Source organism: Alcaligenes sp. SORT26 (genome assembly GCF_017377875.1).
GTDB classification, from domain to species: Bacteria; Pseudomonadota; Gammaproteobacteria; order Burkholderiales; family Burkholderiaceae_B; genus Alcaligenes; species Alcaligenes parafaecalis.
The window spans coordinates 3,845,741-3,858,235 of sequence record NZ_CP070975.1 but is presented as its reverse complement, the minus strand read 5'-3'; the positions used below and the strand labels follow the sequence as shown (position 1 = coordinate 3,858,235).

General features: G+C 57.2%; 8 protein-coding genes. 4 read left to right on the top strand and 4 right to left on the bottom strand.

From position 1 onward, the window contains the following. Nucleotides 1-129: 129 nt before the first annotated feature. Nucleotides 130-1,992, bottom strand: a complete 1,863-nt coding sequence (gene mnmC / locus JYG33_RS17585) for an FAD-dependent 5-carboxymethylaminomethyl-2-thiouridine(34) oxidoreductase MnmC (RefSeq protein WP_207873425.1) — start codon at nt 1,990-1,992, stop codon at nt 130-132. A 133-nt stretch (nt 1,993-2,125) separates the two neighbouring features. Between mnmC and JYG33_RS17580 the strand changes: the two genes are divergently transcribed. Continuing rightward, nucleotides 2,126-2,989: an inositol monophosphatase family protein gene (locus JYG33_RS17580; protein ID WP_207873424.1), complete on the top strand. Its 864-nt coding sequence runs from the start codon at nt 2,126-2,128 to the stop codon at nt 2,987-2,989. Between the two features lie 161 nt (nt 2,990-3,150). On the opposite strand, the gene JYG33_RS17575 is transcribed toward JYG33_RS17580, so the two are convergent. After that, nucleotides 3,151-4,848 (bottom strand): AMP-binding protein, encoded by a 1,698-nt coding sequence (locus tag JYG33_RS17575; RefSeq protein WP_207873423.1) that lies wholly within the window; start codon nt 4,846-4,848, stop codon nt 3,151-3,153. A gap of 80 nt (nt 4,849-4,928) precedes the next feature. On the opposite strand from JYG33_RS17575, the gene JYG33_RS17570 reads away from it, so the two are divergent. From JYG33_RS17570 to mgtE, 3 genes are all read left to right on the top strand, one after another. Beyond that, entirely contained in the window at nt 4,929-6,128 is a 1,200-nt protein-coding gene (locus tag JYG33_RS17570) for a M20 aminoacylase family protein (protein ID WP_207873422.1), read from the top strand. A 185-nt stretch (nt 6,129-6,313) separates the two neighbouring features. Beyond that, nucleotides 6,314-6,658, top strand: coding sequence for an acyl-CoA thioesterase (locus JYG33_RS17565; protein WP_222667978.1), 345 nt, complete (start codon nt 6,314-6,316; stop codon nt 6,656-6,658). 21 nt (nt 6,659-6,679) lie between these two features. Next, nucleotides 6,680-8,161, top strand: a complete 1,482-nt coding sequence (mgtE, locus tag JYG33_RS17560; RefSeq protein WP_207873420.1) for a magnesium transporter — start codon at nt 6,680-6,682, stop codon at nt 8,159-8,161. Nucleotides 8,162-8,446: 285 nt separating this feature from the next. On the opposite strand, the gene JYG33_RS17555 is transcribed toward mgtE, so the two are convergent. Both JYG33_RS17555 and secA read right to left on the bottom strand, forming a co-directional pair. Then, nucleotides 8,447-9,340, bottom strand: coding sequence for a DUF1932 domain-containing protein (locus tag JYG33_RS17555; RefSeq protein WP_207873419.1), 894 nt, complete (start codon nt 9,338-9,340; stop codon nt 8,447-8,449). 354 nt (nt 9,341-9,694) lie between these two features. Then, nucleotides 9,695-12,421: a preprotein translocase subunit SecA gene (secA, locus tag JYG33_RS17550; RefSeq protein WP_207873418.1), complete on the bottom strand. Its 2,727-nt coding sequence runs from the start codon at nt 12,419-12,421 to the stop codon at nt 9,695-9,697. Nucleotides 12,422-12,495: the final 74 nt, after the last annotated feature.

Genomic DNA, 12,495 nt, shown 5'->3' with positions numbered 1-12,495 from the left:
AGCGAACGGCACGATGCTGATCGCAGGGTCACGCTCAAGATTACTTAACAAGGCCACTATTTTGACGTATTTGCGCTACAAAGGAAAATGTTGCTTCAAATTTCGCCGAAATAAATCGAAAAACTGGCCTTAGCGGGGTATTAAGGCTTGCTCCAGACGCCGCTCCAAAGGAACTGGTTCCTCCAGACAATAAGCGGCAAACAAGCTGGCTGCCAGCAAGCTCCAACTCAATCCTCGTGAGCCGTAAGCCGCAGCCATAAACAATCCGGGCTGGCCCGGCACAAAACCCATCACGGGCAAATGATCACTCAAGGCACAACGCCAACCGGCCCAGCCGTGTTCAGGTATATCCACATCGGCGGGCTCAGCCAGCATGGCTGAGACTTTTTGAATATTTTGCTGATGTCCCTGGGCGCTGACCTGGGCAAATTCACCAAAACGTTCATAGGTGCTACCGATAACTTGTCCGTAAGGGCCAACAGGCAGGATATAGCCCTGACCGCTTAAAGTCACTTCACCATTACTCAATGCTTGCCCGGCAGGCAGATATGTAATCTGTCCGGCCAGACGCTGCATCGCTGCCAGCCGTGGCATAGGATATGCGGCCACGACCTCCTCGGGCAGCACGCTCACACTGTCAGCGGCGGCGGCAATCACAATTCGATTGCTGCGCTCCAGCGTTTCTCCGGTGGGTTTGCAAACATCCCATACCCCCGGTTCTGGCGTCGTCTGCAGAAATACCTGTTCGGGCAGGCATTGAATCAAGGGATGATCCAGCAAATGTGCGACCAAGGCGCTGGGGTCAACCACCATCCCTTGCGGGAAAAACAGACCTCCGCCTTGCAGGGGCACGCCAGCCAGAGCGGAACCTTGTTCACGATCCTGCCACTGCACCCAGTCCGTGTCCAAGGCCAGATGCTCCAACGCCTGCTGAATATCGGCATCGCTATTACCTGCCTGTCCAAAAACCAGCGTGCCTACTCGACGCGGACGGGCCGCCTCCGGCAGGCTCTTCCAGCCCTGCCAGGCATGCAGCACAGCATTTCGGCTTAGACGAGCCAAGGGAGCGTCATCCAGCGCAAAAACGGGGGAGATCGCGGCCAGACGATGGCCTTGATGAGTCGCATCCAGGCCTTTACTCAAGACGGGATCACAAACAAGAACGGGCACACCTTTGCGAGCCAACTCCCAGGCGCAGGCCGCACCGGCCAAACCGGCCCCAATCACGACTACCCGGCCCTGCTGCTCCGGCAAATTGCCACGCCGTCCAAGATGTGCTCGCAAACGGGCGCGTATGGTGCACCATTTGCCACCTGCTCCCGGCACTTTCTCGACTTCAAAGCCTACCGAGGTCAAATCACGCCGTACCTGCCCGGCACAACACCAGGAAGCCGCTGTCGCCCCCGGCGCCGCCAAACGCACCAACTGCCCCAACACAGAGCGCGACCACATCGAGGGATTCCCCCGGGGCGCAAAGCCATCCAGATAAAACGCGTCAGCATGGCACTGCAGCTCACGCATCATGGTTTCGGCTTGTCCAAAGGCCAAGGTCAGTGTGACGCGGCCCTCATTCAGCTCCAGCCTGTGTATACCTGGCACCAGCGTAGGCCAGGCTGCCAATAATTCCTGGGCTTGCTCCTGCAACTCCTCCGGTAAGCGCGCGTACAAGATCGCCAAATCGCTCTGACGGAAGGGATGGGCCTCTACAGATACAAAGTGCAGACGATCACTACGCTCCGGGTCCTGACGCCAGGCCTGCCAGGTCGCCAGGAAACTGGCCCCTAAACCAAAGCCGGTTTCACAAATCGTGAATTGACGCCGTCCCCGCCATCGCTCGGGCAAGCCATTACCATGCAGAAAAACCCGCTGGGCCTGGCCCAAGGGGCCATCGGCGGGATGGTAGCTATCTTGATAGATCGCACTGACGGGCACGCCGTGATCGTTGAACTCCAGAACGGCGGGCACCAAGGGCTCAGAAGCAGCAGCGACCATTAATTTTCTTGCCCAAAACAACCATCACACACGCTTGAACCCCTTAAACTGGCCTTAATCAAACTGACACCAACAAACACGTACAATGAAAAGTCCCTGTTCCAGACTTTTCTTTTTTCAAAACCGGATTGCCATGCCATTGTCACGTTTACCGCTCAGCGCCTGCCTGGACGCTGCTGTTACTGCAGCCCATGCCGCCGCCGCTATTTTACAAGCCTATGCGTCGGACCGTAGCTCTCTGGTGATCAGCAACAAAATGCACAACGACCTGGTGTCGCAAGCCGATCACGAAGCCGAGCAGGCCTGCATCAGTGTGTTGATGGAACGCACCCCCGATATTGATATCGTGGCCGAGGAAAGCGGTGGCGTGAATACAGGCCGTCCCACCTGGTATATAGACCCGCTGGATGGCACCACCAACTTCCTGCATGGCATCCCCCATTACGCGGTTTCGGTCGCCCTGATCGCTCCGGCAGGCACCCAGATGGATAACGGCGTGCTGGCCCAGGACACCCCCGTCATTGCGGTGGTGTACGACCCGTGCCGCGAAGAAATGTTTACAGCCATGTACGGCGTAGGTAGCTGGTTAAATGGCAGCCGTATTCAAACCTCCTCATCCAAAAAACTGGCGGATTCGGTCCTGGCCACCGGCTTTCCATTCCGCGACTTTTCCTTTTCCGACCAGTACATGCCCAGCCTGAACGCCGCCATTACCGGCAGCCGTGGCGTACGCCGCATGGGCGCGGCGGCACTGGATCTGGCCTGGGTAGCTTGCGGCCGTTACGACGGTTATTGGGAAATGGGTCTGGCCCCCTGGGACGTTGCCGCTGGCACCTTGCTGGTGCGTGAAGCCAAGGGTGTGTGCCAGGACTTGTATCAGGAAGAGTCTTGGCCCGTCAGTGGCCACGTCTACGCAGGCAATGCCCACATTGCCGATGAGTTGCTGGGCATGGTGCGTCCTTCGCTGACACAGCGTCCGACCAAACCCAAGCCTTAACGCTATATATCCGGGGCTAGTTACCAGACCTTCTGGTCCGATCTCCATCACCCGATAAAAAAGCGAGCCGTTTTAAATGGCTCGCTTTTTTTAAGCAGGTCGGGTTGCAGGCCAAGTTTGGCGATTAGCTGAGCAATCGCCCCCTTCCCCGACCCGCCAAATCACGCCTGCGCTTTGGGCTTGGCGGCCTCATCCCGCAGAACTCGACGCAAAATCTTGCCCACGTTGCTCTTGGGCAGTTCATCCCGGAACTCGATAACGCGTGGCCGCTTGTAAGCCGTCAGACGCTCTTTGCACCACTGTTTGATATCCGCTTCCGTCAAGGATGGATTGCGCTTCACCACAAACAGTTTGATGCTTTCCCCGCTATGCTCGCTGGGCACACCGACCGCCGCCACTTCCAGCACGTCGGGGTGAGCCGCGACCACATCTTCAATTTCGTTCGGATAGACGTTGAAGCCCGACACCAGAATCATGTCCTTCTTGCGATCCACAAGACGAATTCGCCCCTGCTGATCCATGACACCAATATCGCCCGTCTTCAAGAAACCATTAGGAGTAAAGACGTTCGCCGTTTCCTCTGGCTGATTCCAGTAAGCCGACATAACCTGTGGCCCTTTAACGGCCAACTCGCCCTGCTCACCCATGGCAACGGGCTGACCTTGCTCATCCAGCAAGAGCACATCGGTAGACGGCAAAGGGAAACCAATCGTGCCGCTGTACTCCCGTGAGTCCGTGGAGTTCACCGCCACAACCGGCGAGGTTTCCGACAAGCCGTAACCCTCAATCAAGGGGCAGCCTGTCACAGCCAGCCAACGCTCGGCCACGGCTTTTTGCAAAGCCGCCCCACCCGCCAAGCACAATTTGAGCTGAGCAAAAGGCAAGGTACGGAATTTTTCATGGTTGGCCAGGGCATTGAACAAGGTGTTCACCGCAGGCACCACTTCAGGCGGATTGCGCTTCCAGGCTTTATGAACCGAATTCAGATCGCGCGGATTCATGACCAGCACCATATGCATACCAGCATACATGGCAAACAAGCCGCAGACGGTCAAAGCAAAGATGTGATACAGCGGCAAAGCCACCATCATGGTGTAGGCCGGGCCTTTGAAGTCACCCAATGCAGGGAACCCAACCGCCTCAACCTGCAAGACGTTAGCCATCAGATTACGTTGACTGAGCATCGCCCCCTTGGGGCGCCCCGTTGTCCCGCCGGTATATTGCAAGAGCGCCAGATCATCAGGCTTGGCCTGTTGACGCTTCACACTTGATTTGCTGCCTTGGGCCAGCACAGTTTCCAAACGCTGCGCACCGGGCAAAGAGTAAGACGGCACCATACGTTTCAAGTAACGCACGGCAAAGTTTACGACACTGCCCTTGAAACCCATCAGATCACCCACGGTGCTCAACACCACATGGGCCGGTTTGACGGCGGCTGGCACTTGTTCCAGCACATGCGCAAAGGTTTCCAGAATCACGATGACCTGCGCCTGGCTATCGGCCAGTTGAAACTCCAGTTCGCGTTCTGTGTATTGGGGGTTGGTGTTGACGCCCACCATGCCTGCCCGCATCGTGCCCAACAGGCAAATCAGGAACGGCAAACCATTAGGCAGCATCAACATGACACGGCTGCCACGCTCCAGACCCTGTGCCTGCAACCAGGCGGCAAACGCATCGGCGCTGCGGTCCAGATGAGCATAGGAAATGTCATACCCCATAAAGGTCAGCGCGGTCCTGTCTTTATGCTTTTTGATCGCCGCATCCAGACAGTCAATCAAGGTCTGCTCGGCTCCTAGCTGGATGTCATGGGGCACGGATGCGGGATAATGCTCGAGCCAAGGTTTTTGCTGAGTATCCAAGGGCTTGTCACCTAATACGTGTTTATTTATGGTTAACTCTACTCTACTTTATTGTTCAAGCCCAAGGACAAGCCCGCATCATGAAGCTGTTTGAACCCATTTCCGCCTGGTCCCATGAAATTGCGGCCATCCGGCGTGATCTCCACACTTATCCCGAACTGGCTTTCGAGGAAACCCGGACAGCCGATCAAGTCGCGTCCTGGCTGGAGAAATGGGACATCCCTGTACACCGTGGCCTGGGCGTCACGGGTGTCGTAGGCATTTTGAAGGGTACAGGCGGCGAAGGACCATCAGTAGGACTGCGCGCCGATATGGACGCCCTGCCCATGCAGGAACTGAACGAGTTTGAACACAAAAGCCGTCATGACGGCAAGATGCATGCCTGTGGGCATGATGGCCATACGGCCATGCTGCTGGGCGCAGCACGCTATCTGGCTGAAAACCGCAACTTTGCAGGCACCATCTATCTGATTTTCCAGCCTGCCGAAGAAGGGTTTGGCGGCGCACGCGAAATGATCAAGGACGGCTTGTTCACGCTGTTCCCGATGCAGGCGGTTTTTGGTCTGCATAACTGGCCCGGCATGCCAGCAGGCACCTTTGGCGTGCTGCCCGGTGCCATGATGGCCTCCAGCAATACCTTTGAAATCCGCATTGAAGGCAAAGGCGCACATGGCGGCATGCCACATCTGGGTGCCGATCCCATCATGGCAGCCGTGCAACTGGCACAAAGCCTGCAAACCATTGTCAGCCGCAATGTGGACCCGCTGGAACCTGTGGTTCTGAGCATTACCCAGATTCATGCCGGTTCGGCTGACAACGTCATCCCCAACGAAGCCGTCATGCGCGGCACGGTACGCACCTTCTCCACCGAAGCGCTGGATCTGGTCGAAACCCGCATGCGCGAGCTCAGCGAACAAAGCTGTGCCGCCTTGGGCTGTACCGCCCAGTTCGACTTTGACCGCCGTTACCCCCCCACCATCAATCATCCTGAGCAAGCGGCCTTTTGCGCACAGGTCATTCAGGAGCTGGTCGGCCCCGACAAGCTGCGCCAGGATATCCGCCCCTCTATGGGCGCCGAAGACTTCTCCTTCATGTTGCAGGAAGTGCCCGGCTGCTATGTCTGGCTGGGCAATGGGGATGGCGACCATCGCAGCCAGGGCCACGGCATGGGCCCGTGCATGCTGCACAACGGCAGCTACGACTTCAACGACACCCTGATTCCCATTGGTGCCAGTTACTGGGCCAAGCTGGCGCTGGATTGGCTGGCACAACACCGTTGACGCTTTAACAAATGTTTCATAGCGGGCCCAAAGCTTGCCGTTACAATGGCAGGTTCTATTTCTGACGGCGTGCGTCGTGCGCTGCAGACAGCGGCCCCACAGCCCCTTCTTCCAATACGGGAGTATTTGTGACTACCTCAAGCAATCTTTCTTCGCTGCCGGACGGAGCACCCACCCTGCGCGTCATGCCCATGCCTACAGACGCCAATATTCACGGTGACGTGTTCGGCGGCTGGATCATGTCCCAGGTGGACATTGCCGGGGCCATTCCCGCAACCCGACGCGCCCAAGGCCGTGTGGCGACCATTTCCGTCAATGCCTTCACGTTCAAGCAGCCGGTCTTTGTCGGTGACTTGCTGAGCTTCTACACAGAAATCGTCAAAACCGGCCGCACCTCCATTACGGTGTCGGTGGAAGTGTATGCAGAACGCAAACGCCTGCAACTGGAAACGGTCAAGGTAACGGAAGCCACACTGACCTATGTGGCCACCGATGACGAGCGCCGCAGCCGCCCGCTGCCCCCTCTCTAAGTATTCGTGACAGGCAGGCCTATGCAGGAAAACCTGGTACCCCCTACTTCGCCCAGCGACACTCCCAAGCCGCGCCGCCTGGAGCCCGAGGATGCGCAACAGGCACTCTATCGCCTGAAGAACATCCTTAAACGCCAGGAAGTGGTCGAGTCGCTGGCCCAGCGTCAGTTCGAGGACGACGACCGCTCCAACCTGCTTGAAGGTCTGATTCATCGCCAGCATGAAAGCGAAATCAAGACCATCCTGAACGATCTGCATCCAGCCGACATTGCCTTCATTCTGGAGTCCTTGCCCGAGCTGGAACGCCAGGCTATCTGGCAACTGGTCGATGCCGAGCACGATGCCGACGTGCTGCTGGAAGTGGCCGACTGGGCGCGTGAATCCCTGATCCGCTCCATGGACGCGGCAGACCTGATCGCCGCCGCCGGCAATATGGATGCCGACGAGATTGCCGATCTGGTACCGGACTTGCCGCCCGATGTGGTGGCCGCCGTGCAACGTGGTTTGACGGACGAAGAGCGTGCACAACTGATTGAAGCCATGGGCTACCCCGAAGACACCGTGGGCGCCATCATGGACTTTGACATGGTGCGCGTACGTGAGGACGTCACCCTGGAAGTGGTCTTGCGTTATCTGCGCCGCTTGCAGGAACTGCCCGACCACACGGACCAGATCTTCGTGGTAGACCGCGCCGACAAACTGCAAGGCACCCTGTCCCTGACCCGCATGCTGGTCAGCGAACCTGAAACCCTGGTATCAACGGTTATGTCCACGGACTATCTGGCGCTGAACCCGCTGGATTCGGACTCGGACGCCGCTGGGGCGTTTGAGCGATATGACTTGGTGTCCGCCCCTGTAGTGGACGATATAGGCCGCCTGATTGGCCGCGTCACCATTGACGAAGTCGTGGACGTGCTGCAAGAGGACTCGGAAGAACAGGCCCTGTCCCGCGCCGGTCTGCAAGAGGACGACATTTTCTCGCCCATCCGTACGGCTATCCGTAACCGGGCACCGTGGTTGCTGATCAACCTCTGTACCGCCGCGACGGCTTCCTTTATTGCCTCACGCTTTGAGGACACCGTCAGCCATATCGTGATTCTGGCCTTCCTGATGTCGATTGTGGCCGGTATTGGTGGTAACTCCGGCAACCAGACCATGACCATGATTATTCGTGCCATTGCCACGGGTCGTGTCACAGGCTCCAACGTCATCCCACTGATCAAGCGTGAACTGCTGGTGACCTTTCTGGTCGGCGTCTGTGGCAGTGCCGTGACGGCATTCTTTGCCTGGTTCATCTCCGGCTCGATTGCCATTGCTGCTGTGATGATGGCTGCCATGATAGGCAATATGCTGATTGGCGCCGCGCTGGGCGTGATGATCCCGATTCTGCGCGATCGCTTTGGCAATGACCCGGCTGTGGGTTCCTCGGTGCTGCTGACTTTTGCGACGGACTCGCTGGGCTTCCTGCTGTTCCTGGGACTGGCGACGGTGTTCTTGCTGTAAATCGCCAGCAGTCATGATTAAAAAAACCGGCTCCTGGCCGGTTTTTTTTTATATCTACGTCAAAGGGACTAGATCACGTCTTTTAATTTTCTGGTCCCGATAAGCCCGAACACTGGAACACCCAAGTGTCGGGGGGCTCGTTGGTTTTCAGCATGATTGCTTCATCTGATTAAGCACAAGCTCTCTCCCCTTCCCGGGAGAAAAACTTGATAGCCAATCCCACAAGCTGGCTCAAGCTCAGACGCGAAGCATCTGACGGGAGTGCCAAACTGTCCTTCCAAGCAATTAAGACCGGGAGGACGACAGCCGGGCCTCTTCCAAAAACACCTCCAGACTCTCCTGCGTCCCAACGGCCTGACTTCTTTGGAGTGACTCGGTCTGCGCCGTGTGCTCAAAGAAATCCAGCACGCCATTGGTCACCCTTGGCTCAATCCCAGCCAATTCCAATTGACGGCGCACTTGCAGAACCTCGTCACGACGGCGCACGCCATGTACCAGATGGCTGCGCAAGCAGGACTCCATGAAGTCCTGCAAGCCCCGCTGGTTCAAATCCTCCAGCACTTCATACAGCTCTGCCCTCAAGCCCATACGTTCGGCCAGCATCAGGTTTTCAATCCCTAATGCCTCCAAGCCCTTGGTCATCAGGCTGCGCAACAACTTCAAACGCATCGCATCCCCGGCCTGTCCGGGCAGGATGCGCACAGGAGCGCCCTGAGCCTGCCAGAACGCGGCTGCCCTGCCTGCCCCCTGCCCGGCTGCCAGCAAAGCCGTCTGAGCGCCTGTAGACGGCACAGAGCCCATGATGGCCAGGTCCGCCAGCTCCACGCCGTGCTGGTGAGCCAAAACATCCATCGCCTCCATGTCTTGCGGCTCGGCTGTGCACAAATCCATATACAGCGTTCCCGCCGTCAAATGCGGCATGACGGCACGCGCCACCGTAGCCGCCTGCGTCCCCGTCACGGCAGACAGGACGCCATCCAGCTCTTGCCACTGCGCATCCGCCTGCATGCAAAGCTGAGCCTCTAGCTGATCGGCCAAGTCCTGGGCGGCAGGACTAACACGTCGCACCAACAGGAATGGAATCTGTACACCGGCTGATTTCAGGGCGGCACCGTAAGCTCGGGCTACCTCACCGGCACCAACGAGGGCTACGCGCTGCAATAAAGGAAACGTCGTCATAAGAGAAAAACAGAAGGAAAGCTAAAAATCTGCGCCTGATAGTGCCGCCGTGTTTGAACAGGAGAAATCTGAAACAAGGTGCTCACAAAAACCAGCAAAAAGCTTGGTAGCGGAAGTCATAAGCCACGAGCAAAAGATCGGAAACCGAAAGATAACAGAGCAGGGCCGAACCAAAAACCAAGCAGTCCCAAACAGAAGCACAGGATCAGGAAGCAAGGGCAAAAAAAGCTTAAGGGAGAGAAACAAGCCCAATGTTTACGAACTAGCCTCCCTACCGCCAAGAAAAAACCCCATGAGCCAAGACTCATGAGGTTTTTAACTAGCTGCCTTCAGACTGGATGACCCCGATCAGGATCAGGCCAAACGTCCATGACACTGTTTGTACTTCTTGCCGCTACCGCATGGGCAAGGGTCGTTACGACCCACGCGTGGCACATCACCGCTGGCCATTTCATCCAGACCAGGATCTTCGCCGCTCAGAGCAGCATCGTAATCCGAGTGATGGAAACGGACATTGGAGTTGGCAGGAACTTCAACAGCGGCTTCTTCGACCTGCTCCGGTGTCTGGATGCGCACGGTCATCAATACTTTGACCACTTCGTCACGCACACGGTCCAGCATGTCGGAGAACAGCTCGAAAGCTTCACGCTTGTATTCCTGCTTGGGGTCTTTCTGGGCGTAACCGCGCAGATGAATACCCTGACGCAGGTGATCCAGAGCCTGCAAATGACCACGCCACTGCGTATCAATGGATTGCAAGAGCACGGAGCGCTCGAAGTTGCCCCAGTTAGGCTGACCCACTTGATCAACCTTGGCTTGCAACAAGCGCTGGGATTCTTCAATAACGCGATCATGCAAATCGTCGTCGGTCAGATTGGATTCTTTCTCCAGCATTTCAGCCAGGGGCAGATCAATCTGGAAGGTGCTTTGCAAAGCGGTGGTCAGGCCAGGAACGTCCCATTGCTCTTCCATCGTGTCTTGCGGCACGTATTCACGGAACAGACGGCTGACAGCGGCTTCGCGCAGGCTGCTGATAGTCTCGGTAATGTCACCCGACTCCAGCACTTCGTTACGCTGGGCATAGATCACCTTGCGCTGATCGTTAGCCACGTCGTCATACTGCAGCAGTTGTTTACGAATATCGAAGTTGCGGGCCTCAACCTTGCGCTGGGCAGACTCGATGGAACGAGTCACCATGCGGGCTTCAATAGGCTCGCCTTCTGGCAAGCGCAGGCGCTCCATAATGGCGCGCACGCGGTCACCGGCAAAGATGCGCATCAGCGAATCTTCCAGCGACAGGTAGAAGCGCGAGGAACCTGGGTCACCCTGACGGCCGGCACGACCACGCAACTGGTTGTCGATACGGCGGGATTCGTGACGTTCGGTACCGATAATACGCAAACCACCGGCTTGTTTGACCTGCTGGTTCAGCGGCTCCCAAGCAGCACGAATAGCCTGAATCTGGGCTTCTTTCTGCTCGGCGCTCAGGGACTCGTTTTCACGAACCAGTGCAATCGGACGCTCGATGCTGCCACCCAACACAATGTCGGTACCACGACCGGCCATATTGGTCGCGATAGTGACGTGGCCGGGCATACCGGCTTCAGCCACAATATCGGCTTCACGGGCGTGTTGCTTGGCGTTCAGCACCTCGTGCTTGACGCCAGCGGCGTTCAAGCGTGTGGAGATCAGCTCGGAGTTTTCAATGCTGGTGGTACCCACCAGAACAGGCTGACCACGTTCGTGGCAGTCCTGAATGTCTTTCAGAATGGCATTGAATTTTTCGTCATCTGTTTTGAAAACCTGGTCGTTCTGGTCCTTACGGGCCAGCGGACGATTCGGTGGAATGATGACGGTTTCAAGGCTGTAGATTTCCTGGAACTCGTAGGCTTCGGTATCGGCCGTACCCGTCATGCCCGACAGCTTGTCGTACATACGGAAGTAGTTCTGGAAGGTAATCGACGCCAGAGTCTGGTTTTCGTTCTGAATGCGAACGCCTTCCTTGGCTTCCACGGCTTGGTGCAAGCCATCGGACCAACGGCGACCCGCCATCAAGCGGCCCGTGAATTCGTCCACGATCACCACTTCACCGTCCTGGACCACGTATTGCTGGTCGCGGAAGAACAGGTTGTGGGCGCGCAGGGCGACCATCAGGTGGTGCATCAGGGAAATGTGGCGTGGCTCGTACAGCGATTCGCCTTCTGGCAGCAGACCGATTTCGGTCAGGATCTGCTCGGCACGCTCGTGACCGGCTTCGGAAATATGAACCTGCTGGCCCTTTTCATCGACCCAGAAGTCGCCTTCGGGCTCGGGCTCGTGGGGACGAGGCTCTTGCGTCATGCGGGTCAGCATGGGCGGAACCACGTTCATGCGCACGTACAGCTCGGTATTGTCTTCGGCCTGGCCGGAGATAATCAGCGGAGTACGGGCTTCGTCGATCAGGATGGAGTCAACTTCGTCGACAATCGCGTAGGACAAACCGCGCTGACGGCGATCCTCGGCGCGGTATTCCATATTGTCGCGCAGGTAGTCGAAACCAAATTCGTTATTGGTGCCGTAGGTAATGTCGGCCTGGTAGGCGGCAATCTTCTCGGCATTGTCTTGCTGGGGAACCACGACACCCACGCTCAGACCCAGGAAGTTGTACAAACGGCCCATCCAGGCGGCGTCGCGTCGTGCCAGGTAATCGTTAACTGTCACCACGTGCACGCCCTTGCCGGACAGTGCATTCAGGTACACGGCCAGGGTAGCGGTCAGGGTTTTACCCTCACCCGTACGCATTTCGGAAATCTTGCCGTTGTGCAAGGCAATCGCGCCCAGCATCTGCACGTCAAAGTGGCGCATGCCAAATACACGGATACCCGCCTCACGCACGATGGCAAAGGCCTCGGGCAAGAGCGAGTTAAGCGAGGCGCCATCCTGAACACGTTGGCGCAGCTCCTGCGTCTTGGCAGCCAAGGCCTCGTCGCTCAGGCCCTGAATAGAAGGCTCAAGAGCATTAATCTGGGCGACCTGCTTACGGTACTGTTTGAGCAGTCGGTCGTTACGACTGCCAATAAGCTTTTTCAGCAATGAAACCATTCTTGTGTCGTCAATGTAGGCGAGGCCGCAAGGGCTTGAATCTGTGCCTCGAGCCTATCTCTGGTTAAAAGGGA